The 24926-nt window shown below is 72.0% G+C and carries 27 protein-coding genes; 14 read left to right on the top strand and 13 right to left on the bottom strand.

Features of this window, described 5'->3' with window-relative positions; genetic code table 11:
* The 5 genes from FHX68_RS06415 (at window position 1) to FHX68_RS06395 (ending at window position 3529) form a co-directional block, all read left to right on the top strand.
* Entirely contained in the window at window positions 1–591 is a 591-nt protein-coding gene (locus FHX68_RS06415; RefSeq protein ID WP_141380506.1) for a sigma-70 family RNA polymerase sigma factor, read from the top strand.
* Window positions 592–595: 4 nt separating this feature from the next.
* Entirely contained in the window at window positions 596–1522 is a 927-nt protein-coding gene (locus tag FHX68_RS06410) for an anti-sigma factor (RefSeq protein ID WP_141380505.1), read from the top strand.
* 20 nt (window positions 1523–1542) lie between these two features.
* Window positions 1543–2193 carry a DNA-directed RNA polymerase subunit beta gene (locus FHX68_RS06405; RefSeq protein ID WP_141380504.1) on the top strand — a complete coding sequence of 217 codons (651 nt, stop codon included), beginning with the start codon at window positions 1543–1545 and terminating at the stop codon, window positions 2191–2193.
* 15 nt (window positions 2194–2208) lie between these two features.
* Window positions 2209–2418: a hypothetical protein gene (locus FHX68_RS06400; RefSeq protein ID WP_141380503.1), complete on the top strand. Its 210-nt coding sequence runs from the start codon at window positions 2209–2211 to the stop codon at window positions 2416–2418.
* Window positions 2419–2644: 226 nt separating this feature from the next.
* Window positions 2645–3529: an aminodeoxychorismate lyase gene (locus FHX68_RS06395; protein ID WP_141380502.1), complete on the top strand. Its 885-nt coding sequence runs from the start codon at window positions 2645–2647 to the stop codon at window positions 3527–3529.
* A 170-nt stretch (window positions 3530–3699) separates the two neighbouring features.
* On the opposite strand, the gene FHX68_RS06390 is transcribed toward FHX68_RS06395, so the two are convergent.
* The 8 genes from FHX68_RS06390 to FHX68_RS06355 all read right to left on the bottom strand — a co-directional run bounded on the left by FHX68_RS06390 (window position 3700) and on the right by FHX68_RS06355 (window position 12853).
* Window positions 3700–4518 (bottom strand): type IV toxin-antitoxin system AbiEi family antitoxin domain-containing protein, encoded by an 819-nt coding sequence (locus FHX68_RS06390; protein WP_141380501.1) that lies wholly within the window; start codon window positions 4516–4518, stop codon window positions 3700–3702.
* A 209-nt stretch (window positions 4519–4727) separates the two neighbouring features.
* On the bottom strand, window positions 4728–5507 hold the full coding sequence (gene pstB / locus FHX68_RS06385; RefSeq protein ID WP_141380500.1) for a phosphate ABC transporter ATP-binding protein PstB: 780 nt from the start codon (window positions 5505–5507) through the stop codon (window positions 4728–4730).
* Between the two features lie 42 nt (window positions 5508–5549).
* On the bottom strand, window positions 5550–6650 hold the full coding sequence (gene pstA / locus FHX68_RS06380; RefSeq protein WP_141380499.1) for a phosphate ABC transporter permease PstA: 1101 nt from the start codon (window positions 6648–6650) through the stop codon (window positions 5550–5552).
* Between the two features lies 1 nt (window position 6651).
* Window positions 6652–7611: a phosphate ABC transporter permease subunit PstC gene (pstC, locus tag FHX68_RS06375; protein ID WP_141380498.1), complete on the bottom strand. Its 960-nt coding sequence runs from the start codon at window positions 7609–7611 to the stop codon at window positions 6652–6654.
* Window positions 7612–7729: 118 nt separating this feature from the next.
* Window positions 7730–8836 (bottom strand): phosphate ABC transporter substrate-binding protein PstS, encoded by a 1107-nt coding sequence (gene pstS, locus FHX68_RS06370; RefSeq protein ID WP_141380497.1) that lies wholly within the window; start codon window positions 8834–8836, stop codon window positions 7730–7732.
* A gap of 144 nt (window positions 8837–8980) precedes the next feature.
* Window positions 8981–9919: an NUDIX hydrolase gene (locus FHX68_RS06365; RefSeq protein WP_141380496.1), complete on the bottom strand. Its 939-nt coding sequence runs from the start codon at window positions 9917–9919 to the stop codon at window positions 8981–8983.
* Window positions 9916–12090, bottom strand: a complete 2175-nt coding sequence (locus FHX68_RS06360; protein WP_141380495.1) for an RNA degradosome polyphosphate kinase — start codon at window positions 12088–12090, stop codon at window positions 9916–9918. The genes FHX68_RS06365 and FHX68_RS06360 overlap by 4 nt, the downstream gene beginning before the upstream one ends.
* 64 nt (window positions 12091–12154) lie before the next feature.
* Window positions 12155–12853 (bottom strand): winged helix-turn-helix transcriptional regulator, encoded by a 699-nt coding sequence (locus FHX68_RS06355; RefSeq protein ID WP_141380494.1) that lies wholly within the window; start codon window positions 12851–12853, stop codon window positions 12155–12157.
* 95 nt (window positions 12854–12948) lie between these two features.
* Here FHX68_RS06355 and FHX68_RS06350 point away from each other — a divergent pair, with 95 nt between their 5' ends.
* The 4 genes from FHX68_RS06350 to FHX68_RS06335 all read left to right on the top strand — a co-directional run bounded on the left by FHX68_RS06350 (window position 12949) and on the right by FHX68_RS06335 (window position 16268).
* A complete protein-coding gene (locus FHX68_RS06350; protein WP_141380493.1) occupies window positions 12949–13239 on the top strand; it encodes a hypothetical protein in 291 nt (96 codons plus the stop codon).
* Between the two features lie 158 nt (window positions 13240–13397).
* On the top strand, window positions 13398–14003 hold the full coding sequence (locus FHX68_RS06345; RefSeq protein ID WP_141380492.1) for a heme-binding beta-barrel domain-containing protein: 606 nt from the start codon (window positions 13398–13400) through the stop codon (window positions 14001–14003).
* A gap of 2 nt (window positions 14004–14005) precedes the next feature.
* A complete protein-coding gene (gene ygfZ / locus FHX68_RS06340) occupies window positions 14006–15148 on the top strand; it encodes a CAF17-like 4Fe-4S cluster assembly/insertion protein YgfZ (protein WP_141380491.1) in 1143 nt (380 codons plus the stop codon).
* 10 nt (window positions 15149–15158) lie between these two features.
* Window positions 15159–16268 (top strand): FUSC family protein, encoded by a 1110-nt coding sequence (locus FHX68_RS06335; RefSeq protein ID WP_141380490.1) that lies wholly within the window; start codon window positions 15159–15161, stop codon window positions 16266–16268.
* A 54-nt stretch (window positions 16269–16322) separates the two neighbouring features.
* Here FHX68_RS06335 and FHX68_RS06330 read toward each other — a convergent pair whose 3' ends face one another.
* Window positions 16323–17180 carry a class I SAM-dependent methyltransferase gene (locus tag FHX68_RS06330; RefSeq protein WP_141380489.1) on the bottom strand — a complete coding sequence of 286 codons (858 nt, stop codon included), beginning with the start codon at window positions 17178–17180 and terminating at the stop codon, window positions 16323–16325.
* A gap of 41 nt (window positions 17181–17221) precedes the next feature.
* Between FHX68_RS06330 and FHX68_RS06325 the strand changes: the two genes are divergently transcribed.
* Complete coding sequence (locus tag FHX68_RS06325; protein ID WP_141380488.1) at window positions 17222–17971, top strand: phosphoglyceromutase; 750 nt, start codon at window positions 17222–17224, stop codon at window positions 17969–17971.
* 83 nt (window positions 17972–18054) lie between these two features.
* On the opposite strand, the gene phoU is transcribed toward FHX68_RS06325, so the two are convergent.
* The gene (gene phoU / locus FHX68_RS06320; protein WP_141380487.1) at window positions 18055–18747 is read right to left on the bottom strand and encodes a phosphate signaling complex protein PhoU; all 693 of its coding nucleotides are present in this window, start codon (window positions 18745–18747) and stop codon (window positions 18055–18057) included.
* A 200-nt stretch (window positions 18748–18947) separates the two neighbouring features.
* Between phoU and FHX68_RS06315 the strand changes: the two genes are divergently transcribed.
* On the top strand, window positions 18948–20174 hold the full coding sequence (locus tag FHX68_RS06315; RefSeq protein ID WP_141380486.1) for a sensor histidine kinase: 1227 nt from the start codon (window positions 18948–18950) through the stop codon (window positions 20172–20174).
* Entirely contained in the window at window positions 20171–20854 is a 684-nt protein-coding gene (locus FHX68_RS06310; RefSeq protein ID WP_141380485.1) for a response regulator transcription factor, read from the top strand. The genes FHX68_RS06315 and FHX68_RS06310 overlap by 4 nt, the downstream gene beginning before the upstream one ends.
* 12 nt (window positions 20855–20866) lie before the next feature.
* Here the strand turns inward: FHX68_RS06310 and FHX68_RS06305 are convergent, their stop codons facing one another.
* Window positions 20867–21334 (bottom strand): DNA modification methylase, encoded by a 468-nt coding sequence (locus FHX68_RS06305; RefSeq protein WP_141380484.1) that lies wholly within the window; start codon window positions 21332–21334, stop codon window positions 20867–20869.
* Between the two features lie 185 nt (window positions 21335–21519).
* Between FHX68_RS06305 and FHX68_RS06300 the strand changes: the two genes are divergently transcribed.
* Window positions 21520–22002: a CarD family transcriptional regulator gene (locus FHX68_RS06300; protein WP_141380483.1), complete on the top strand. Its 483-nt coding sequence runs from the start codon at window positions 21520–21522 to the stop codon at window positions 22000–22002.
* Between the two features lie 48 nt (window positions 22003–22050).
* On the top strand, window positions 22051–23271 hold the full coding sequence (ispD, locus tag FHX68_RS06295; RefSeq protein ID WP_141380482.1) for a 2-C-methyl-D-erythritol 4-phosphate cytidylyltransferase: 1221 nt from the start codon (window positions 22051–22053) through the stop codon (window positions 23269–23271).
* A 4-nt stretch (window positions 23272–23275) separates the two neighbouring features.
* On the opposite strand, the gene FHX68_RS06290 is transcribed toward ispD, so the two are convergent.
* Together FHX68_RS06290 and FHX68_RS06285 are read right to left on the bottom strand one after the other, a co-directional pair.
* The gene (locus FHX68_RS06290; RefSeq protein WP_229661541.1) at window positions 23276–23737 is read right to left on the bottom strand and encodes a GNAT family N-acetyltransferase; all 462 of its coding nucleotides are present in this window, start codon (window positions 23735–23737) and stop codon (window positions 23276–23278) included.
* A gap of 187 nt (window positions 23738–23924) precedes the next feature.
* On the bottom strand, window positions 23925–24887 hold the full coding sequence (locus tag FHX68_RS06285) for a DMT family transporter (protein ID WP_141380481.1): 963 nt from the start codon (window positions 24885–24887) through the stop codon (window positions 23925–23927).
* Window positions 24888–24926: the final 39 nt, after the last annotated feature.

The following is a 24926-nucleotide window of genomic DNA, read 5'->3' as shown; positions in this document are numbered from 1 at the left end:
ATGCTGTGGGAGATGGTGATCGACGGCGTGGACGTGCCGGAGGATTCGCCGGCGCGTGATCACGTCGCCGAGCTCCTCGGCCGTATCGCCGTGCGCGACGAGGGCTCGTTCGCGCAGCTCTACGATCTGCTCTCCGCGCCCGTGTTCGGCCTGATCCTGCGCGTGCTCGTCAATCGCGCGCAGTGCGAAGAAGTGCTGCAAGAGGTGTTTCTGGAGATCTGGCAATCCGCTGCGTCCTTCGCTCCGAATAAGGTGCAGGGGAGGACGTGGGTGATGACGATCGCGCATCGACGGGCCGTCGACCGCGTGAGATGGGCGCAGTCCAGCGCCGATCGCGACGAGCGGGCGGGGCTGCGTGAACTGCACAGCCCGCCGGCGGCGGTCGACGAGCAGGTCGAGCTGCGCATCGAGAGCAGGCGCGTGGCGCGGGCGCTCGATGCGCTGCCCGATGCGCAGCGCGAAGCGCTGACCCTCGCCTCTTTCGGCGGTTACAGTCAGAGCGAGATCGCGGTGCTCACCGGAGCCACGCTGGGGACGATCAAGACGAGGATGCGCGACGGGCTGTCGCGCCTGCGCAACGAGATGGGGTGACGAGATGAACGTGCACGAGTTCGCCGAGCTGTCGGCCGGTCACGCCGTCGCTGCGCTCTCGCCGGAGGACGAGCAGGCCTACCAGGATGCCTTGGCCGCGCACCCCGAGTGGCGCGGCATCGTCGAGGCCGATGCGGAGACGGCCGCGGCGCTCGCCGAAGGGGCCGCGCCTGTGTCGCCGCCGCTTGGCGCCCGCTCCGCGCTGCTGCGCGCGATCGCGGTCGAGCCGGCGGGCGCTGCGCCCGGCGTGGAGCCGCTGGGCGCCGTGGATGCCACATCGCGCCAGCCTGCCGATGCCGAAGCGACGGTGGCGATGGACGCCGTGGCATCCGTCCCGGCGGAGGTTTCGGAGGTCGATGAGCCGGGTGAGGACGCTGAGGCGGCCGAGCCCGCCGGGCCCGCCGAACCCGCCGAACCCGCCCCGCGGACGGAGCCCGTCTCGCCGCCGACGGAGGTCGTGCAGGCCGTGCAGCGCCGCAACTGGAGTCGCGGGGTATTCGCGCTCGTCGCCTCGATCGCGCTGCTTGTCGGCATCGGGTGGGGGACCGGGGCGATCGCCGACCTGTGGCGCACGCCGACGGCCGTGACCGCGCTCGAGCAGATCGAGGCCGCGCCCGACGCCGCCGCCGCGCAGACCGACTTCGGGGGCGGCACCGCGACGGTGCACTGGTCGCCGAGCGTCGGCAAGGTCGTGCTCGTCGCCGAGGGGCTGCCGACGCTCCCCTCCGACCGGACGTTCGAGCTCTGGTACGTGCGCGGCGATGCGCCGATCTCTGCCGGCACGTTCGCCGCCGACGGCACCGCCGCGACCGCGGAGCTCGCCGGCACGATGGAGCCGGGCGACACCATCGCCGTGACCGTCGAACCCGCCGGCGGCGCGCCCGGCGGCGCCCCCACGACCGACCCGCTGTTCGCGATACCGACCGCCTGAGGCCCGGGTAGCCTGGTCGGGTGAGCGATGACCGGAGCGAGACCCCCCGCGAATACCACCGCCCGGTGCAGCGCCCGGCGTCGACCTTCGACCGTCGATACGGTTCCACCGATCCGGCCGAGGTCTCGCGTGCGGCGCACGCCACGGCATTCGCTCTGCTGACGCGGGTGCGCGACGAGCCCTCCGACGAGGTCGTGGATCGCCTCGTGACGCTCACCGACACGCACGGCATCGACACCCTCGCCGAGCTGTGGTCGCACTCACCGGCATCCTCGCTGCCCGGCGCGCTGTGGCGGCTGTACCTGCTGCAGCTGATGGTGCGCGACGACGCGCGCACGGCGGCGCTCCTCTACGAACGCGGCCGCACCGTGCGCCACGGCGTCGACATCGTCGTCGCGGGAGCCCCGACGCCGGCCGGCCCGGAAGAGCTGATGGCGCTCGTCGACGAGATCCTCCGCGGCGTGTTCACCGGCGACTTCGCCGTCGCCCTCGAGCGGGCCGCCTCGTTCTGCCGCGTCGAGGCCGCCGGCGCCGCCGACCTCGCCGACGACTACGACGCCGCCGAGCCCGACCGCGCCGCGGCCCTCACCACGCGCGCGCTGCGACTCGACACCTACGCCGGCGAACTCACGACGTGTGCGGGGCTGTGGCGCCGCCATTCGCTGACCTGAATCGCGGCGGACGCGATGGCGGGTGTGCCGAACGGATTCGAGTACGAGGTGCGCGGCGGCGCGGTGGTCATCCGGCACCACGGGCGCCTCGCGACGACGCTCCGCGCCGCGGCCGCCGACCGGTTTCTCACCGAAGTCGAGCGCGGCGATCCGCAGCTGGTGATGGCGCGGGCGACCGGGAACGACAAGCGGGGCAACGAGCGTTCGGCGCGGCGGCGGCCCTGATCGGCGGGTCCGCGGCGGCGCTGATTCGGCGCTGGCCCGGCGCCCGGGCAGAGAAGTGCCGGGCCGCAGAACGCCTCTCGGCGCGAGGCCGCTCATAGCGGCGAAAGATGGAGCCCGGGGTTACTGCGGCCCGGCTGATCCAGTGTAACCGAGGGGCGCGGCCCGGCATTCCCGCGCGTTCCCGCCGATGCTCATCGCTGCCCGTCGCGCGGCGTAGGCTCGGCGCATGGCTTGGCGCTTCGCACTGATGATCGACCCCGTGGCATCCGGCGACGACCGCGCCGACTATCTCGACACCTTCACCGAGCTCGACCCGGCCGCCCCCGCCCTCACGGTGGGGGAGCTCAGCACCCAGCGCGGCGACGGCATCTTCGAGTCGATCGGCGTCGTCGACGGGCATCCGCAGGAGGTGAGCGCGCACCTCGAGCGCCTCGCACATTCCGCGCAGCTGTGCGACCTGCCGGAACCCAATATCGCCCAGTGGCGCGCGGCCGTCGCTCTCGCCGCGGAGCGGTGCGGCGCCGGTGAGGCGGTCATCAAGCTGATCCTCAGCCGCGGCGTCGAGCATGGGCCGGCGCCGACGGCGTGGGTGACGGCGGCTGAGGCATCCGATTTCTCACGGGCGCGCACCGAGGGCATCCGTGCCGTCACGCTCGACCGCGGGTACTCTCTCGCGACGCCCGCGCACGCGCCGTGGCTGCTCCTCGGCGCGAAGACCCTGTCGTACGCCGTCAACATGGCCGCGCTGCGCGAGGCGAAACGGCGCGGCGCCGACGACGCGATCTTCACGACGAGCGACGGATTCGTGCTCGAGGCGCCGACCGCGTCGCTGATCCTCCGCCGCGGCAGCACGTTCATCACGCCCGCCCCGAACGCCGGCATCCTGCACGGAACGACCCAGCTGAGCCTGTTCGAGCACCTCGTCTCGCGGGGGTTCACGGTCGGCTACGAGACCATCCCCGCCGAGACGCTGCCCGCCGCCGACGCGGCCTGGCTCGTCTCGAGCGTGCGCCTCGCCGCGCCGCTCGTCGCGATCGACGATGCGCCGCTCGCGGTGGATGCCTCGTTCACGGCATCCCTCAACGACTACCTCCTCAGCCCCCGCGACTGACCCCCTCCTCGGCGCTGCCCGCACGCCGCCCGAACTGCAAGGGATCGCGCGCGACACGCCGCCGCCGCGGCCCCGCGCCCGGCGTGTCGTCGCCGCGGCCTTGCAGTTCGGGCGCGTGCCTGGGCGGGCGAGGGCGGCGGCGCGAGGGCGGGCGAGGGGGCGGCGCGAGCTCATGGCGCGAGGGTGGCGAGTGAGCCCAGGATGGCCGCCTCGACGAGGTCCCAGTCGTGCACGATCAGCGCGTAGTCGAACCGCAGCGTGACGTAGCCCCACGCCGCCGCGTTCGCATCGCGCACGAGGTCTTTGTGCCGCAGCGCGACGCCGTCGTGGTTGAGCGCGCCGTCCGCCTCGACGATCAGCCGGTCGCCGATCAGGGCGTCGACGCGGCCGACGCTCGCGACCCGGCGCTGCGTGCGCACCCGAAGGCCGAGCCGCCGCAGCCGCCAGCGCAACAGCGACTCGAGTCCGCTGTCGGCGTCGTCACGGGCGAGGGCGAGCGCTTCGCGCATCGCGCGGTTCGCACGGGCTCGCAGCCAGCGGAGTCCGCGCGCGTCGATGAGCCCCTGTCGCCGTGCCGATTCGAGCACGACGAAGAACTCCTCCACGCCGTGACAGCGGAAGACCTGGTGCAGGATGCGGGGCACCGACGGCGCCTCGTCGGGTGGCCCGAGCGGACCCGCCTCCCAGTGCTCCACGCACGCGCACCCGGGCGGGTGGTACGAACGCTGCCCGTCGCAGAGCCAGACGTGCGCACGCACGTCGTCCGTGAGGACCCACAGGCCCAGGTGCCGCGCCGCCGTGATGCACGCGACGCGACCGCCGTGCGCGGCGGCGAGACGGACGGGGGAGCAGACATCGGATGCCGTGTAGACGCCCCGTCGCGCACGCGCGAGCGCCCCGGCATCCACCTGTCGTCGCATCTCGGCACGGCCGATTCCGCACCGACGCAGCGACGCCGGGGTGAAGATGCCGGGAGCGGACGAACACATGCCGACCACGGTGCCGTGTGCGCGCCCGCCGCGGGCGTCGAGAACCCGCGAATGTGGATGGATCCACGATTTTCTGCTCCTGTGGACAAACCCGGACTGCAAGGCCGCGGGAGCGACACGCCGGGGCGGCGGCCGCGGTCACGGCGTGTCGCGCACGATCCCTTGCAGTTGCGACGGCGGCGCCGCCAGCAGCAGCGCCCCGCGGGGCGTCACCCGAAGCGGCCGGAGACGTAGTCCTCGGTCGCCTGCACCGACGGGGTCGTGAAGATCGCGTCGGTGGTGTTGTACTCGATGAGCTTGCCGGGCTTGCCGGTGCCGGCGATGTTGAAGAACGCCGTCTTGTCGCTGACGCGCGAGGCCTGCTGCATGTTGTGGGTCACGATCACGATCGTGTACTCCTGCTTGAGCTCCTGGATGAGCTCCTCGATCGCGAACGTCGAGATCGGGTCGAGCGCCGAGCACGGCTCGTCCATCAGCAGCACGTCGGGCGAGACCGCGATGGCGCGGGCGATGCACAGACGCTGCTGCTGGCCGCCGGAGAGGCCCGACCCCGGCTTGTCGAGGCGGTCCTTGACCTCGTTCCAGAGGTTCGCGCCCTTCAGCGATCGCTCGACCAGCGCATCAGCGTCGGACTTCGAGATGCGCTTGTTGTTGAGCTTCACGCCCGCCAGCACATTCTCCTTGATCGACATCGTGGGGAACGGGTTCGGGCGCTGGAAGACCATGCCCACCTGGCGGCGCACGAGCACGGGGTCAACACCCTGCGCGTACAGGTCGTCGCCGTCGAGCAGCACCTCGCCCTCGACGCGCGCGCCGGGGATGACCTCGTGCATGCGGTTGAGGGTGCGCAGGAACGTCGACTTGCCGCAGCCCGACGGGCCGATGAACGCGGTGACGCTGCGCGGCTGGATCTCGAGGGACACGCCCTCGACGGCGAGGAAGTCGCCGTAGTAGACGTTGAGGTCGTTGACTTCGATGCTCTTGGACACGAGGTTCCTAACGGTGTTTCGGGGAGGCCGAGGGGTCGGGGCTCAGCGGCCGGTCTTCGGGGCGAACAGCTTCGCCACCAGGCGCGCGACGAGGTTCAGCGCCATGACGATGAGGATGAGGGTGAGCGCGGCGGCCCAGGCGCGATCGACGTAGGCCTCGGGCGGGATGCCCTTGTACGCGTATTGCGAGTAGATGTACACCGGCAGGGTCTGCATGCGCCCGTCGAACAGGTTCATGTTCAGGGCATCCGTGAAGCCGGCCGTGATCAGCAGCGGCGCCGTCTCGCCGATCACACGGGCGATGGCGAGCATGACACCGGTCATGATGCCGGCGATCGAGGTGGGCAGCACGACCTTCACGATCGTCAGCCACTTGGGGACGCCGAGCGCATAGGATGCCTCGCGCAGCTCGTTCGGCACGAGCCGCAGCATCTCTTCGCTCGATCGCACGACGACCGGGATCATGAGCACCGACAGCGCGATCGCTCCGGCGAAGCCCATGCGCACGCCCGGACCGAAGATGAGCGCGAACAGGGCGTAGGCGAACAGACCGGCGACGATCGACGGGATGCCCGTCATCACGTCGACGAGGAAGGTGATCGCCTTGCCGAGGCGCGAGGTCTGCCCGTACTCGATGAGGTAGATCGCCGTCATGAGGCCGATCGGGATCGAGATGATCGCGGCGGCGCCCGTGATGAGCACGGTGCCCCAGATGGCGTGCGCGGCGCCGCCGCCCTCGCCGAGGATGCCGCGCATCGAGCTGGAGAAGAAGGTGCCGTCGAAGCGGGCGATGCCGTACGAGATCACCGTCCAGGCGACCGAGACGAGCGGCACCATCGCCACCGCGAAGGCGCTGGAGACGATGCCGGTGATGAACCGGTCGAACGCGCGGCGACTGCCCTCGACGATGCGCGAGATCGCGTAGATCAGCACGAGGTAGGCGACGACGGAGAGGATGATCCAGCCGGTGACGGAGAACTCGCCCCCGGAGGCGGCGGCGATCACCGCGAAGATCGCGCCGAAGACGACGAGCGAGGCGGCGAGCAGGCCCCACGGGGCCCAGCGCGGCAGGTGGCCCGAGGTGAGGGTCTGGTGGGTTCTGGCGGCGGGACGGACCGGTGCGGGCGCGGGCGCGGTGGTCATGTCAGTTCGCTCCCGAGAATTCCTTGCGGCGGCTGACGATCCAGCGGGCCACCGCGTTGACGGCGAAGGTGACGACGAACAGGATCAGACCCGTCGCGATCAGCACGTTGATGTTGAGGGCGTAGGCCTCGGGGAAGGTGAGCGCGATGTTCGCGGCGATCGTCGACGGGTTCTGCGAGGTCAGCAGCTGAAGGGTCACGACGTTCGTGGCCGAGAGCACCATGGCGACGGCCATGGTCTCGCCGAGCGCGCGGCCGAGGCCGAGCATCGAGGCCGAGACGATGCCCGAGCGGCCGAAGGGGAGCACCGCCATGCGGATCATCTCCCAGCGGGTGGCGCCGAGGGCGAGGGCGGCCTCCTCGTGCAGCGTCGGGGTCTGCAGGAAGATCTCGCGGCAGATCGCGGTGATGATCGGCACGACCATGACGGCGAGCACCAGCGCCGCCGTGAGGATCGTGCGGCCCGAGTTGAGCACCTGGCCCGAGAACAGCGGGATCCAGCCGAGGTTCTCGTTGAGCCACTTGTAGGTGGGGACGACCGACGGTGCGAAGACGAGGATGCCCCAGAGGCCGTAGACGACCGAGGGGACGGCGGCCAGCAGGTCGACGAGGTAGCCGAGGGTCTGCGCGAGCCGGCGCGGGGCGTAGTGGGTGATGAACAGGGCGATGCCGAGGGAGAGCGGCACGGCGACCAGGAGCGCGAGGAACGCGGCCCAGATCGTGCCGAACAGGAGCGGCAGCACGTAGTCCCAGAAGTTCGTCGTGAGCAGCGACGCGGTGTCGGCGTTCGCGCTGAACGCCGGGAGGGACTGGACGATCAGGAAGATCGCGACCGCCGCGAGGGTGACGACGATCATCGACCCCGCGAAGACCGCGGTGCCGGAGAACCACAGATCGCCGGGGCGCTGCTTCGCCGTGATCCGCGCGGGAGGCGTTCCCGTGGCGGTGGGTTCTGCAGTCATCACGCTCTCTCTTGTCGGGTGTCGGATCGAGGGGTGTCGATCGGTCGGTGTCGGATCGACGGGGTGGCGGCCGAAGGGCTCCCCGGCGCCGCGGCGCCGGGAAGCCCTCCGGACGGGATCACTTGATCAGGTCGATCGCGGCGAGCGACTGCGTGCGCAGGTCGTCGGAGATCGGCGCGCTGCCGGCGTTCTTCGCGGCCGAGCTCTGGCCCTCCTCGCTGACGGCGGTCTGGAAGAACGCCTTCGTCAGCGCGGCGACGTTCTCGTCCTTGTACTGCTCGCAGCCGATGAGGTAGCTCACCAGGAAGACCGGGTAGGCGCCCGAGGCGGTCGTGGTGCGGTCGATCGCGAAGGCGAGGTCGCCGTCGGTGCGGCCGTCCTCGATCTTCGAGGCATCCAGGGCGATCGCGGCACCCTCGGGGGAGTGCTCGACGAACTCGCTGCCGACCTTGACCTTGACCGACGCGATGCCCGCGGCCTGCGACGAGTCGGCGTACCCGATCGAGCCCTCGCCGGCCTTGACGGCCTCGACGACGCCCGAGGTCTTCTCCGCGGCCTCACCGACGACGCCCGCCGGCCACTCCTCGACCGAGCCCCAGGTCCAGACGTCTTTCGCGTTGGCCGACAGGTAGTCGGTGAAGTTCGCCGTGGTGCCCGACTTGTCGGAGCGGTGCACGGGGTTGATCGCGAGGTCGGGGAGGGTCGCGTCCTTGTTGTCGGCCGCGATCGCCGGGTCGTTCCACTTCGTGATCGTGCCGGCGAAGATGCCCGACACGGTCGCCGCGTCGAGGTTCAGCGACTTCACGCCGGGGACGTTGAAGATGATCGCGATCGGCGAGACGTAGGCCGGGATCTCGACGATGCCCGAGTCGGCGGCGCACGCGCCGAAGCCGCCCTTGGCGATCTCGTCGACCTTGAACGCGCGGTCGGAGCCGGCGAAGTTCACCGCACCGGCGAGGAACGACTCGCGCCCCGTGCCCGAGCCGGCCGGGTCGTACTCGACGACCGCGTCGGGGTTGGTCTGGTTGAACGCCGCGGTCCACGCCTGGATCGCGACCTGCTGCGACGACGCGCCCTGGCCGACCAGGTTGCCGCTCAGGGCGGCGGCCTGAGACTCGGACGAAGTGGGGGCGGTGGAGCCGCCCTCGTTCGCCGCGCAGGCGGTGAGGGTGAGGGCCGCGACGGCGGCGACAGCGCCCAGCTGGGCGATGCGGGTGAGCTTCACTGTGAGATCCTTCGGGTTGTCAGGGATAGTCGGCCCGGTGCGGGGCACGTCCGTGACGGTAGACACCGACTCTTAAGAGCGTGCGCTGTGCCGGTGAACGGCAGGTGAACGACCGAAGGGGTGGCGGGGATCGGGCCCCGCGCCTCAGAGCTTGGGCTCGTGCGTCTCGATCGCGACGATCCCCGACCCGGGGTTCGTGGCCGACAGGTGCACGACCGAGAAGGCGCCCGGCTGGAGCGTCGACGCGCTGCCGAGGTAGGAGCCGCGCATGGTGCCGGTGGCGAGGGCGAGTTCGCTGAGGATGCTGGGCAGCACCGGTCCGTGACTGCAGAGCACGGCGGGCTTGCGCGCGCGCACGCGCTGCCCGATGACCGTGCGGGGGTCTGAGGTGCCCTCCTCCCAGGCATCCTGGCTGAGCAGCGGCGTGCGGTGAACCTTGCGGCCGAGGGCCGCGGCGAGCGGGGTGACGGTCGTCACGCAGCGCACGGCGTCGCTCGAGACGATGCGGCGGATGCCGAACGCGCGCAGCGGCCCGACGGCGGCGGCGGCCTGCCGGGTGCCGCGGGCGGTCAGCGGCCGGGCGGCGTCCGCGTCCTTCCAGTCGTCGCGCGGCAGCGCCTTGGCGTGGCGCATCACGACGATCGGGAACGTCTCGAGCACGCCGTCGTCGACGTACCGCAGGAACTGCTCGACGATCTCGACGTCGACCGGGTAGGAGAGGTAGCCGAGCGCCTTGCGCGGCGTGACCCACTCGATCGCGGCGATCTCCTTGTTCGGCACGAACGCCGAGGCGCGGATCGCGTCGTCGGTCGCCTCGGCGGCCCAGTAGTGCACGATCTTCTGCCGGCCGCGCGGCATGCGGTAGCGGGAGACGCCCACCGGGATGCCGAGGGCGACGCGGATGCCGGTCTCCTCGAAGATCTCGCGCACGGCGGTCTCGGCGAGCGCCTCACCCGGATCGACCTTGCCCTTGGGCAGCGTGACGTCGGCGTACGCGGTGCGGTGGATGACGAGGATGTGGAGCTTTCCCGCGACGACGCGCCACACCACCCCGCCGGCGGCGTAGACGGCGGTCTCGGTCATCGCACCGCTCGTCCGCGGCGGCGGCGCTGCACCTGCAGCATGGTGCGGTCCTGCAGGTCGATGAGCGGCTTGCCGTCGGCGCCGACCGAGTGCCGCTCCCAGTCGCCGGAGGGCTGCAGCCGCCACGAGCTCGTGCCGTCGCTCAAGGCGAGGTCGAAGAAGTCGATGAGCTCCTTGACCTGCGCGGGCGCGACGACCCGCACGAGGGCCTCGACGCGACGGTCGAGGTTCCGGTGCATCATGTCGGCGCTGCCGATGTACACCTGCGGGTCGCCGTCGTTCGCGAACGCGAAGATGCGCGAGTGCTCGAGATAGCGCCCGAGGATCGAGCGCACCGTGATGTTCTCGCTCACCCCCTCGAGCCCGAGGCGCAGCGAGCAGATGCCGCGCACCCAGACATCCACCCGCACGCCGGCCTGGCTGGCGCGGTAGAGGGCGTCGATGATCTGCTCGTCGACCATCGAGTTGACCTTGATGCGGATGTGCGCGGGCTTGCCCTCGAGGGCGTTGCGGCGCTCCTTCTCGATGAGGCGGAGGAGGCCCTTGCGCAGGTGCAGCGGCGCGACGAGCAGCCGCTTGAACTTCTTCTCGATCGCGTAGCCGGACAGCTCGTTGAACAGGCGGGTGAGGTCGCGGCCGACCTGCTCGTCGGCGGTGAAGAGGCCGAAGTCCTCATAGAGGCGGCTGGTCTTCGGGTTGTAGTTGCCCGTGCCGATGTGGCTGTAGCTGCGGAGCATCCCGTCTTCCTCGCGGATGACGTGCAACAGCTTGCAGTGGGTCTTCAGGCCCACGAGACCGTAGACGACGTGGACGCCGGCCTTCTCGAGCTTGCGGGCCCAGACGATGTTCGCGGCCTCGTCGAAGCGCGCCTTCACCTCGACGAGGGCGAGCACCTGCTTGCCGCGCTCGGCGGCGTCGATGAGGGCCTGCACGATCGGGCTGTCGCCGGAGGTGCGGTACAGGGTCTGCTTGATGGCGAGCACGTGCGGGTCGCGCGCCGCCTGCTCGAGGAAGGCGACGACGCTCGTCGTGAACGACTCGTAGGGGTGGTGCACGAGCACGTCGCCCTTGCGGATCGCGGCGAACAGGTCGGCGCGGCCGTTCTGCTCGGCGGGCTGGAAGGCCGTCGCGGTCACGGGCACGTGCGCGGGGTAGTGCAGTTCGGGGCGATCGATCTTGGCGAGGTCGAACAGACCCCGCAGGTCGAGCGGCCCGGGGAGGCGGTAGACCTCCTGCGCGGTGACCTCGAGCTCGTCGATCAGCAGATCGAGGGTGACGTCGTCCATCTCCTCGGTCACCTCGAGGCGGATCGGCGGGCCGAACCGGCGGCGCAGCAGCTCGGCCTCGAGGGCCTGGATGAGGTTCTCGGTCTCGTCCTCCTCGATCACGACGTCCTCGTTGCGCGTGAGGCGGAAGGTGTGGTGTTCGAGGATCTCCATGCCGGGGAACAGGTCGCCGAGGTGGTGGGCGATGAGCTGCTCGAGCGGCAGGTAGCGGGCGCGGCCAGAGGCCGACGAGCCCGGCACCTCGACGAAGCGGGGGAGCATCGGCGGCACCTTGAGGCGGGCGAACTCCTGCCGCCCCGTCTTGGCGTTGCGGATGCGGATCGCGAGGTTCAGCGACAGCCCCGAGATGTACGGGAACGGGTGCGCCGGGTCGACCGCGAGCGGCATGAGCACGGGGAACACCTGCGCCTGGAAGTACTCGTACAGCGACGCGCGCTCGTCGTCGGAGAGCTCGGCCCAGGTGACCACCTCGATGCCGGCGTCGGTGAGGGCCGGCTGCACGAGGTCGAGCCACACGCGGGCATGCCGCAGCTGCAGCGCGTGCGCGCTCTCGGAGATGTCGGCGAGCACGTCCGCCGGAGCGCGGCCGACGTTCGTGGGCACGGCGAGGCCGGTCATGATGCGGCGCTTGAGCCCGGCGACCCGCACCATGAAGAACTCGTCGAGGTTCGAGGCGAAGATCGCGAGGAAGTTCGCGCGTTCGAGCACCGGGAGCGCCGGGTCTTCGGCCAGCTCCAGCACCCGCTGGTTGAAGGCGAGCCAGCTGAGCTCGCGGTCCATGTAGCGGTGGGCGGGCAGCTGTGAATCGTCGACCTCGACGGTCTCGTCGAAGTCGTCGTCATCCGCGTCGCCCAAACCGGTGTCCAGAACGTCGGTGTCGATCATCCCCTCATCATTGCAGGGTGACGTGACCGACGCGTTAACCGGGTGGATGCCGGTGCGGGCGGCCTCAGGTGCCGGAGCGCTCCTTGGGCGCGGGCACCTGGTCGTCCTCGTACACGTTGAAGCGGTAGCCGACGTTGCGCACGGTGCCGATCAGCTGCTCGAGATCGCCGAGCTTGGCGCGCAGACGCCGCACGTGCACGTCGACGGTGCGGGTGCCGCCGAAGTAGTCGTAGCCCCACACCTCGCTCAGCAGCTGCTCGCGCGTGAACACCCGGGACGGGTGCGTGGCGAAGAAGTGCAGCAGCTGGAACTCCTTGTACGTGAGATCGAGCGGCTTGCCGTGCACCTTCGCCGAGTACGACGACTCGTCGATCGTGATGCCCGAGGTCTGGATGCGGCTGGAGACCTGCTCGGCACTCTGGCGACCCATCGCGAGCCGGATGCGAGCGTCGACCTCGGCGGGGCCGGCGTTCAGCAGGATGACGTCGTCGATGCCCCAGTCGGTCGAGACGGCCGTGAGGCCGCCCTCGGTGACGACGAGCACCAGCGGGGCATCCAGCCCGGTCGTGTTGAGGATCTTGCACAGCGACTTCGCCCCCACGAGGTCGCTGCGCGCGTCGACGAAGATCACGTCGCAGCTCGGGGCGCCGACCAGCTGCGCCGGCTCGGCGGGGATCTGCCGCACGCGGTGGCTGAGCAGTTCGAGCGCGGGCAGGACGGGCCCTCCGCCGAGGGCGGAACTCAAGACGAGAAGCTGAGCCATGCGGTCCCTTCCGGCCGGGCGAGCGGGCCGTGGCTTCATCTTAGGACCTCGTCGCGCCGCCCCCGGACGGCGCCGCGATCGGCCATGATGGGGGGATGAGCATCCCCGGACTGGCGCCGCGCGGCGGCTTCGGCGGCATCGTGGCGGTGTGGGTGGCGGCCGCGGTGATCGCGGTCGTGATCGGCTTCGTCGCCCCGCCCGACTGGCGCGCGGCATGGATGCCGGTGGGTCTGGCCGGCTGCATCGTGCTGGCCTTCGTGGTGCAGTTCGCCTACGGCCACGCCGAAGGGTTCCTGCGCCGCGTCGCGGCGAGCGCCCTCGGCGCGATGGCGGTGATGGGGCTCATCGGGCTCGGTCTCGGCCTTGCCAGCATGTTCTCCGCGTAGCCGCGCGCTCCGCCGGGCACGGACGGGTAGAGTGAGGGCATGGACCTCGTCGCACTCGAACTCTTCTTCGTGGGGCTCCTCGCGCTCGCCTCGCTCGCGATCGTCTTCGTCTCGGGCGTCGTGATCAAGAACCTCTACCGCGGCCAGCGGTGAGCGCCGTGTTCGATCTTCCGACCGATCTGCCGGCGGACATCGTTCCGCTGTCGTGGCTGCTGGGCGTCTGGGAAGGCACCGGCGTCATCGACTACGAGGCGGACGGCACCCGGTTCGAGGGCGAGTTCGCCCACCGGGTGAGCTTCAGCCACGACGGCGGCGACTACGTCAACTACACCGCGAGCGCCTGGCTGATCGGCGAGGACGACACGCGCACCCCGCTCGTCGCCGAGACCGGGTACTGGCGCCTCGCCCGTCCCGCCGGCACAGATGACCCCGGCCCGGCGCTCCTGCCCGCCGTGACCGCGCGCGAGAGCGCGCGCACCGTCGACGACGTCGAGGCGCTGCGCACCGAAGAGGGCGGGTTCGACCTCGAGGTCGCGATCGTGCACTCCGACGGCATCTGCGAGCTGTACCTCGGCCAGGCGCGCGGGCCCCGCATCGACCTCGCGACCGACGCGATCGTCCGCCCCGCGGGCGCGAAGCCCTACGCCTCCGCCTCGCGGATGTACGGCTACGTCGACGGGCATCTGCTGTGGGCGTGGGACATCGCCGCCCTCGGCAGCCCGCTCTCCGCGCACGCCTCGGCGCGCCTCGCCCGAGCCGAGTGAGCGTGACCGCCCCCGAGACGCCGGCGGCCGCCGCCGCGGCGCCGTATGCCGGCGTGCCGGGCGCCGTCGTCGACGCGGAGGGCCTCGCCCACGTCGGATCGCCGCTGCGCGAGCAGCGAGAGCTCGCCGACGGCCGGGCGCTCGCCCCGCTGTCCGGGCGCACCGTGCTGACCATCGCCGGGCCCGACCGGCTCACCTGGCTCGACTCGATCACCTCGCAGTCGCTCGCCGCCCTCGCGCCCGGCGAGAGCACCGAGCTGCTGGTGCTCGACCCGCAGGGGCACATCGAGCACGCGGCATCCGTCGTCGACGACGGCGAACGCGCCTGGCTGATCGTGGAGCGCTCCCGCGCCGCGGCGCTCGCCGCATGGCTCACGCGCATGCGGTTCCGGCTGCGCGTAGAGGTGCAGGATGCCTCGGACACCCACCGCGTCGTCGGGGGGACGGCCGCCGCGGTCGGGGCGCTCCGCTCCGCCGCCGTGTGGCACGACCCGTGGCCCGGCGTCGGGATCGGCGGGTGGGGCTATGCCCTGACCGACCCGCACCCGGGCGACGAGCGCGACTGGGCCGAGGCGATCGTCGAGACCGCCGACGACGAGGCGCTCGCCGCCGCCGCCGTCGCCGGCACGCAGCCGGTCGCCGGCCACCTCGCTGTCGACGCCCTGCGGGTCGCGGCGTGGCGCCCCCGCGCCGACCGCGAGGGCGCGTTCGACACCGACGCGCGCACCCTGCCGCACGAGGTCGACTGGCTCCGCACCGCCGTGCACCTCCACAAGGGGTGCTATCGCGGGCAGGAGACGGTCGCGAAGGTGCACAACCTCGGGCATCCGCCCCGCCGCCTCGTGCTGCTGCAGCTCGACGGCAGCGAAGCGGTGCTGCCCGAGGTGGGCGCCGCGGTGTCGGCCCGTACGGGTGACGGCGCCGCGGACGCCGAGACCGTGGGCGTCGTGACCTCGGTCGCGCGCCACCACGAGGAAGGACCGATCGCGCTCGCGCTCGTCCGCCGGGCGACGCCCGTCGACGCGACGCTGACGGTCGGGACGAGCGACGGCGCCGTCGCCGCCGCTCAAGAGGTCATCGTGCCGCCCGAGGCCGGGCGCACCGCCGCCGTGCCGCGCCTGCCGCGCCTCTCGCGCCGCCGCTGACGGGGCGACGATGAGCGCGCCCGACCCGCAGACCAGCTCGGTGGCCGTCCGCACGGGGTGGCGGGCGCGGCTGTCGCCGCGGCGCCGCATCGAGCGGGTGCGCGAGTCGGCCGGCGCGGTCGCGCAGATCGTCATCGCCGCGACGGCGGCGTTCGCGTTCGCGCACTACGTGCTCGGTCACGCGGCGCCGCTCCTCGCGGCGACCGTGACGGTGTCGAGCCTCGGACTCGTGCGCGACGCGCGGCCGCGGCGGGTGCTCGAGACCGTGATCGGCATGATCGTCGGCATCCTGGTCGCCGAGCTCATCGTGCTCATCGCCGGCATCGGTTGGTGGCAGCTGGCGATCACGCTCGCCGTCAGCCTCGTCGTCGCGCGGTTCCTGAACGACCAGCCGGGGTTCGCGATCGCGGCGGCCATCCAGGCCGCGATCGTGATGGTGATCCCGGAGAGCGTGCCGTTCCTGCGGCTCGTCGACGGCATCGTCGGGGGCGTGGCGGCTCTGCTGGTCACCGCCCTCGTGCCGCGGAGCCCCCTGCGTCAGGTGGCGCAGGAGGGCGCGGTCGTGCTCGCCGCGTTCGACGACGCGGTGCTGACCCTCGTGCAGGCGCTGCGCGCCGGCGACCGGCGGCGCGCCGAGCGCGGGCTCGAGAAGGCACGCGCCCTGCAGGGACCGTTGGATGCCTGGCGCGAGAGCATCGAGTCGGGGGCCGCGATCGCCCGCATCTCGCCGTTCCTGCACCGTCAGCGCAGCGAGTTCGACCGGCAGGAGCGGGTGCGCACGCACCTCGATCTCGCGACCCGCAACCTCCGCGTGATCGCCCGGCGTGTGGTGTACCTCTGCGACGACGGCGCCCCGCGCCCGGTCGCCGCCGACCTGCTCGACGAGCTGGCCGCCGCCGCGCGGTTGCTGCCCGACGTGCTCGTCGACATCTCCTACGAGCCGGTCGCGCGGGAGGCGGTGCGCTCCGTCGCGACGCGTCTCGACCCGGCCGCGCTGGCGGCGGGCCGGTCGAGCGTCGACCAGAACCTCATCGGCGCGTTCCGCCCCCTCGCGGTCGACCTCATGACCGCCGCGGGGATGACCGCCGCCGACGCCCGCGCCGCGCTTCCGCGGGTCTGAGCCCCGGAGCGTGAGGCGCGGAGCGCGGGGGGCGAGGCGCCGACCGCGTCGGGGTCACGCCGGCGCGACGACCTCCCACGGCACGGTGACCTCGCCGAGGCGCCAGCGCGAGCGGCCCTGCACGGGCCAGCCCGCCGCGGCGAGCGCCTCGAGCGCGGTGCGCCACCGCTGCTCGGCGCCGAACGGGGCCGCCGCCACCGCGCGCACCCATTCCGTCTCGAGCGCCGCGAGGAACGCGTGCACGCGCTCGCCGGGCACGTTCCGGTGGATGAGCGCCTTCGGTAGCCGCTCGGCGGCGATCGCGGGGGAGGCGAGCCCCGCGAGGCGGAGCGACAGCGTGAGCGAGCGGGGCGTGGCATCCGCCCCCACCTCGATCCACGTGCACACGCGGCCGAGCTCGTCGCAGGTGCCCTCGACGAGCATTCCGCCCGGCTGCAGCCGCGCGCTCATCCGCTGCCACGCGGCCGCGACCTCGCCCTCGTCGTACTGCCGCAGCACGTTGAAGGCGCGGATCACCGCGGGCCGGCGCTCGGTGCCCGGCAGGGGCACTTCGAACCCGCCTCGGCCGAACGAGACGTGCGCGTCGGGGGAGAACGGGGTGCGCCCGGCGCGCACGTCGGCGAGCTGAGCCTCGGCGCGGGCGACGCGGGCGGGGTCGATCTCGAGGCCGACGACCTCGACATCCGGCCGCGCGCGGTGCAGCCGCGCCTCGAGCTCGAACGCCGTCACCCCGCTCGCGCCGTAGCCCAGGTCGACGACCAGCGGATCGTCGGTGCGGCGCAGCACCGGGTGCCGCGCGATCCACCGATCGACGCGGCGCAGGCGGTTCGTGTTCGTCGTGCCGCGGGTGACCTGGCCGACGACGCCCGCCGCGGGACCGCTCCGGGATCGGGGCGGTTTTTCCGGCGACATATCCCCAGTGTGCCAGCGCCCTCCTCGGTAGGATGACGAGCATGACCGCTCCCTACACGCTGATCCTCCTCCGCCACGGGCAGAGCGAGTGGAACAAGACGAACCAGTTCACGGGCTGGGTCGATGTGCGCCTCACCGAGCAGGGGCGCGGCGAGGCCGCCCGCGCCGGCGAGCTGCTGAGAGAGTCGGGCATCCTGCCCGACGTGCTGCACACGTCGGTGCTCAGCCGTGCGATCCAGACGGCGAACATCGCCCTCGACACCGCCGACCGGCTGTGGATCCCGGTGAAGCGCTCGTGGCGCCTCAACGAGCGCCACTACGGCGCCCTGCAGGGCAAGGACAAGGCCGAGATCCTCGAGAAGTTCGGCAACGAGCAGTTCATGCTGTGGCGCCGCTCGTTCGATGTGCCGCCGCCGCCGCTGGACGACGACTCCCCGTACAGCCAGATCCACGACCCGCGCTATGCCGACATCGACGGCGAGGTGCCCCGCACCGAGTCGCTGAAGATGGTCATCGACCGCCTGCTGCCGTACTGGGAGGCGGAGATCAAGCCCGACCTCGCGAGCGGCAAGACCGTGCTCGTCGCGGCGCACGGCAACTCGCTGCGCGGCCTCGTGAAGCACCTCGACAAGATCAGCGACGCCGACATCGCCGAGCTGAACATCCCCACGGGCATCCCGCTCGTCTACACGCTCGACGAGAACTTCGAGCCCATCGAGCCCGCCCGCTACCTCGACCCCGAGGCCGCGGCCGCGGGAGCCGCCGCCGTGGCGAACCAGGGCAAGCACTGACCCGAGCGGTCGCAGCCGAGAAGAGGGGATGCCACGTGGCATCCCCTCTTCTGCGTTCGCGTCGCGCTCCGGGCGCGTCGTGATCAGTCGAGCAGCTCGCCGCTCGCGGCGATGACGGCGATGGTGTTGGTGTCGGGCGTCCAGTCGCCGGTGGCGAGGTAGGCGACCTTCTTGGCGACCGAGACGGCGTGGTCGGCGAAGCGCTCCAGGTAGCGGCTCGCGAGCGTCGCGTCGACGGTCGCCGCCGCCTCGCCTTGCCAGTTGTCGCTGAGCACCTTCTCGAAGACGGCCAGGTGGCGGTCGTCGAGCTGGTCGTCGAGGTTGCGGAGCGTCTCGACGAGCGCGAGGTCTTCGGTGCGCAGCAGCTCGGTGAGGGTGCGCGCCACCTCGACGTCGAGCTCGCCCATCTGCGTGAAGGTGTTCTTCAGGCCCTTCGGGATCGCCCGCTCGGGGAAGCGCATGCGGGTCAGCTGCGCGATGTGCTCCGCGATGTCGCCCATGCGCTCGAGCGACGCGCTCACGCGCAGCGCCGCGACGACGATGCGGAGGTCGCGCGCGACGGGCTGCTGGCGCGCCAGGATCTGGATCGCCAGCTCGTCGAGGGCGATCGCCTTGTCGTCGATCACCTGGTCGGCTTCGATGACCTCTTCGGCCAGCGCCACGTCGCTCGTACTGAACGCGCGGGTCGCCTTGTCGATGGCGACCGTCACGAGTTCGCCGATCTCGACCAGGCGGGCCCGCACGTCCTCCAGCGACTGGTGGAAAACTTCGCGCATCTTCGGTCTCTCCTCGAGGGGTTGGGGCGGCACGGATGCCGGGGTGCGTGACCTCTGGTCACGGCCCGCGCCGATCCTCCCGCCGAAGTTAACCAGCGAAGGTTAACGAACGGTGCCGGTGCGGTGAACAGTGCTGCGACGCGCCGTCGGCGGGGCGGTCCGCGTCGGATGCCGCCTTCCGCCCACCCTACGCTGGGGGCATGGACTCGACGCAGCTGGCGATCGTCGCCCTGGCCGTCGGTGCGGTCATCGGCGGCGGGCTCGCCGCCCTGGTGCTGTTGGCGCTGCGCACCCGCGACCGGGCGCGCGTCGAAGCGTCGCTCGAACTGCCCGACGGCACGCGGGCCGTGCTCCAGGGGATGGACGAGGCGGCCGTGGTGGTCGACGCGTCGCTGCAGGTCCTCGCCGCCTCGGCGCCCGCGGAGCTGTTCGACATGCACGAGGGCTCCTCGTTGCCGGGCGAAGAGCTGCGCGCCGTCGTGCGCGCCGCGCGCCGCGCCGCACGCCCCGAGAGCGCGACCCTGCGGCTGCGCCGCGGCGTCGAGCAGCGCCTCGTCACCGCGCGGGCGAGCGTCATCACGCCGCGCCTCACCCTCATCGTCATCCGCGACATCACCGAGCACGAGCGGGTCGAGCAGATGCGGCGCGACTTCGTCTCCAACACGAGCCACGAGCTGAAGACCCCGGTGGGCGCCATCACCCTCCTCGCCGAGGCCATCGACTCGGCCGCCGACGACCCCGACCAGGTGCGGCGATTCGCGGCGCGGCTGAGCGCGGAGGCATCCCGGCTCGGCCAGCTCACCTCGCGCATCATGAACCTGTCGCGCCTGCAGTCGGCCGACGACCTGACGGAGCTGCGCGACGTGTCGGTCGACGAGGTCGTCGCGGCGGCCATCGAGTCGCAGTCGATAGCCGCCGACGCCGCCGGCATCGCGATCGTGCGGGGCGGGGCGCGGGGCGCGTACGTGCGCGGCGACGTGCAGGTGCTCACCGAGGCGATCGGCAACCTCGTGGCCAACGCGGTCGCGTACTCCCCGCCGGGCGCGCAGGTGGGCGTCGGCGTGAAGGCCGACGACCGCGTCGTCGAGATCGCCGTCACCGACCGCGGCATCGGCATCCCCGAGGGCGACCAGGAGCGGGTGTTCGAGCGGTTCTACCGCGCCGATCAGGCGCGCTCGCGCCGCACCGGGGGCACCGGGCTCGGCCTGTCGATCGTGAAGCACGCGGTGCAGCGGCACGGCGGCGAAGTCGAGCTGTGGTCGCGGCCCGGGCGCGGCTCGACGTTCACGGTGCGGCTGAGCGTCGTCGAGCCGCCCGAGAACACGCTCGTCAAGGGCAGTCGGCGCACCAAGCCGAAGAAGCAGAAGAACAAGAGCAAGCCCAAGGCGGCCCGCGATGTCGCGCCGACGAAAGGAGACCCGTCATGACCCGCGTCCTGATCGTCGAGGATGAGCCGGATCTCGCCGACCCGCTCGCCTACCTGCTGCAGCGGGAGGGCTTCGAGGTCGAGATCGCGGAGGACGGACCCGCCGCCCTCGACGCCTTCGCCGCGCGCGGCGCCGACATCGTGCTGCTCGACCTGATGCTCCCCGGCATGCCGGGCACCGAGGTGTGCCGCGTCATTCGCACGACCGCGAAGACGCCGATCATCATGCTGACGGCGAAGGACTCGGAGGTCGACATCGTCGTCGGGCTCGAGCTCGGCGCCGACGACTACGTCACGAAGCCCTACTCGTCGCGCGAGCTGCTCGCCCGCATGCGCGCGGTGCTGCGCCGTGCGGCGGTGCAGGAGGTCGACGTCGACGACCGCATCGTCGACGGCGGCCGCGTGGTGATCGACATCGACCGGCACACCGTCTCGGTCGACGGGGCGGTCATCGCCATGCCGCTGAAGGAATTCGAGCTGCTCGAGGTGCTGATGCGCAACGCGGGCCGGGTGCTCACGCGCGGCCAGCTGATCGATCGGGTGTGGGGCAACGACTACTTCGGCGACACGAAGACGCTCGACGTGCACATCAAGCGCATCCGCTCGCGCATCGAGCAGAACCCGTCGGAGCCCGTGATGCTCCTCACCGTGCGAGGCCTCGGGTACCGCTTCGAGGCCTGAGCCGGCGGCGGGTCAGCTCTTCGGAACGAAGTCGGCAAGGTACTCCAGCGTGCCGTCGAGCACGGGCACGGCCTGTTGCACGCCTTCGCCGTCGCCCGACTGGAACGTCACGTCGACGTCGGCGCCCGCGGGGGTGTCGAGACCCTCGAACAGCAGCGGCTCGGCGTCGTCGAACCCGAGGCTCACGCTCGAGTGCGCGGGCACCCGCACGCTCTTGTTGGCGCCGTCGACGCCGACGAGCAGCGTCTCCGCCGAGTCGGTGTCGTTGACGATCGCGGCGAGGAAGTTGGCGTTCTCGCCCGACTCGTCGGCGACGAAGAGGGCGTTGCGCACCTTCAGGGGGCCCGACGCGGGCACGTTCACGCCGTCGGCGGGGGAGTAGGGGATGGTCGTCGCCTGGGGCGAGATCATGGCGCAGCCGGTCACGCCCAGCAGGACGGCGGCGGCGAGGGCGACGGGCGCGAGGCGGCGCGTGTTCACGGGTCCTCCAGGTGACGATGCGGGGCACCCGCCGCGAGCGGCGGTGCGTCACCATTCTAGGGTGCGCCCGCGCCGCCCGTCGGCCCGCGGCCGGGGCCGCAGGCGGGTCGCGCGAGGCGCCAGCTGGCGAACCTTAGCGTATGTCGGCTGTGGTATCCTTGAGGTTGCCGAAAGGACATAACTGCATGCTTTTTGAGGTTGGCGAGACGGTCGTCTATCCGCACCACGGCGCCGCGACGATCATCGAGGTCAAAGACCGGATCATCAAGGGCGAGACCAAGAAGTACCTGAAGCTGAATGTCACGCAGGGAGACCTCATCATCGAGGTCCCGGCGGACAACGTCGATCTGGTCGGCGTTCGCGACGTGATCGGCAAGGACGGGCTCGAGCGCGTCTTCGACGTGCTGCGCGCCGCCTTCACCGAGGAGCCCACGAACTGGTCGCGCCGGTACAAGGCGAACCTCGAGAAGCTCGCGTCGGGCGATGTCATCAAGGTCTCCGAAGTCGTGCGCGACCTGTGGCGCCGTGACCAGGACCGCGGCCTGTCGGCCGGAGAGAAGCGGATGCTCGCCAAGGCGCGTCAGATCCTCATCTCCGAGATCGCGCTGGCGCTGAAGGCCGACGAGGAGCACGCCGGCGGCGTGCTCGACGAGGTTCTCGCGAGCTGACCTCCTCCCGCGCCTCGCTCGTCCCGCGCCCTCGCTAGGGTCGAGGGCATGAGCAGCAGCGATATCGTCCCCGTTCCGCGCGTCGCCGTCATCGTGGTGGCCGCCGGGTCGGGGGAGCGCCTGGGCTCGGGTGTGCCGAAGGCGTTCGTCGGTCTCGACGAGCATACGGTGCTCCATCACGCGCTCGTCGCGGTGTTCGCCGCGCCGCTCGCGCAGGTGATCGTCGTCGCCCCGCCGAGCCGCGTCGGCGACGCGCTGACCGAGGCGCGCGAGGTCGCGGGTGACCGTCACGACCTCGTGAGCGTGGTGCCCGGCGGTCCGACCCGTCAGCAGTCGGTCGCGGCGGGCCTGCACGCCGTCTGGGCCGACGTCGATGTCGTGCTCGTGCACGACGCCGCACGCGCCCTGACGCCGCCTGCCGTGTTCGAGCGGGTGATCGACGCCGTCCGCGACGGCCACGACGCGGTGCTGCCGGTGCTCCCCGTCGTCGACACGATCAAGCGCGTCGACGAGGGCGCCGTGGTCGAGGCGGTCGACCGGTCGGCGCTCGCCGCCGCGCAGACGCCGCAGGGGTTCCGCAGGCCGGTGCTCGACGAGGCGTACGCCGAGGCATCCGCCGACCACACCGACGACGCCGCGCTGGTGCAGGCGGCGGGCGGAGCGGTCTGGACGGTCGCCGGCGACGAGCGTGGCTTCAAGGTCACGACCCCCGGCGATCTCGACCGTGCGCGGGCGCTGCTGCGGTCCGAGGCAGACGCCGAACCGGGTGCGGGTGCCGCTCCGGGCGGAGCCGCGATGACTGTTCCGCGGGTCGGCATCGGCACCGACGTGCACGCGTTCGGCGGTGACGACGCGCTCTGGCTGGCCGGGCTGGAGTGGCCGGGGGAGCAGGGGCTCCGGGGGCACTCCGACGGAGACGCCGTCGCGCACGCGATCGTGGACGCGGTGCTCGCCGCCGCCGGGCTCGGCGACATCGGCACGCACTTCGGCACCGACCGGCCCGAATACGCCGGCGCGCACGCCGAGGCGTTCCTCGCCCGCGTGCGCCGCCTCGTCGAGGAGGCGGGATTCTCGATCAGCAACGTCTCGGTGCAGGTGCAAGCGCGCCGCCCGCGGCTGTCCGCCCGGCGGACGGAGGCGCAGGCGGTGCTCTCCGCGGCCCTCGGAGCGCCGGTGTCGCTGTCGGCGACGACGACCGACGGGCTCGGTTTCACGGGCACGGGGGAGGGCATCGCGGCGTACGCCGCCGCGCTCGTCGTGCCGCGCTGACGGCTCAGAGCTCCCGTGTCATGAAGGTGGAGAGCGGATCGGGCGCGTAGCCCTCGAACGGCCGGCACGGGGCGAACCCCTCGCTCGCGTAAAGCGCACGGGCCGAGATGAAGGCATCCTCCGATCCCGTCTCGAGCCAGAGGCTCCGGATGCCGCGCTCCCGGGCCTGCGCGACGATGTGCCGCAGCAGCGCGCGCCCGGCACCGGTGCCGCGAAAGCGGTCGTCGACGCGCATCGACGTGAGCTCGCCGAGCTCGCTGTCGAGCTGGGCGAGGGCACCGATGCCGACGAGGTCGTCATCGCGCCACGCCGACCACACCGTGACGCCGGGCGCGGCGAGTGCGCCGAAATCGAGCGCGTGGACGCTCTCCGGAGGTGAGTTCTCGTGCATCCCGGCGAGGTGCGCGGCGATGAGCGCGCGCGTCGGGGCGGCGGTCAGGTCGTCGACGATGATGCGCAGGCTCACCCGTCCAGCATGACCGGTGCTCGTTTCGCCGGTGTTTCGGGGCGGGTGCGTGGCATCCACCCCTCGCCGTCGTGCGCAACTGCAAGAGATTGAGGTCGACACGCCGCGTGCGCAGGGTGCTGCTCGGCGTGTCGCACACGATCCCTTGCAGTTGGGGTGGGGCAGGCGGGATGGATGCGGGGAGAGCTCAGCCCTCCACGGCGTACGGGGCCGGGTCGTCCGCCGCGCCGGACGGGCGTGACGCGCTCCGCCCGCGCGAGCCGCGGGCGGAGCGGGCGAGGAGCGCGAGGCCCGCCGCGAGCACGACGAGCCCGGCGACGGCGGTCGGGGAGAGGCGCTCACCGAGCACCGTCAAGCCCAGCAGCGCGGCCGTCAGCGGCTCGGCGAGGGTGAGGGTCGCGGCGGTCGCCGCCGACACGCCCTGCAGCCCCCAGGTGAACAGCACGTAGGCGACGGCGATCGTCGCAAGGCCGAGCCACAGCACGAGAGCGAGGCCGCGCGGCTGCCCCGCCCACGACACGTCGACGAACGGCAGTGCGAGCGCACTGACGGCGGCGGCCGCCGCGCCCATGGCGCCGACGATGGTGAAGGCGTCCCATCCGGCATCCAGCAGGCGGCGCTGCACGTTCACGATGATCGCGAACGACGCTCCGGCTCCGACCGCGCCGGCGACCCCGATCGGGTCGGTGCCGCCCGATCCGGGCGACCCGCCGAAGCCGAGCAGCACGACGCCGACGGTCGCGAGCGCGGTGGCGCCCATCCACCGGGCCGAGGGGAGCCGTCGGGTGAGCGCCCACTCGATCAGCCCCGCCAGCACCGGCGCCGATCCGAGCGCGATCACGGTGCTCACGGCGACGCCGTTGCGTGCGGTGCCGAGGAAGAATAGCGGCTGGTAGACGGCGAGGCACACACCCGACAGCAGCATCAGCAGCGCCGAACGGATGCCGAGGCGAGGGCGGATGGCGTCCGGTGCCCGGCGGCGGCTGAGGGCCGCGAGCGAGAACGCGATCACGGCGAGGGCGGTGCCCCCGATCACCATGCGCATCACCCCGACCGCCAGCGGTGTCGTGCCCTCCGGCCCGAGCGCCTGCGCGGTGCCGGTCGTGCCGAACAGCACGGCGGCGGCGAGGATGGCGATCACGTGCAGCACAGCACTGTTCTACCGCAGGCGGCGAGGCCCGCCGGTAGG

Source organism: Microbacterium lacticum, from assembly GCF_006716815.1.
Lineage (GTDB): Bacteria > Actinomycetota > Actinomycetes > Actinomycetales > Microbacteriaceae > Microbacterium > Microbacterium lacticum.
The sequence above is the reverse complement of the archived record's forward strand: the minus strand, read 5'-3'. Positions and strand labels throughout refer to the sequence as shown.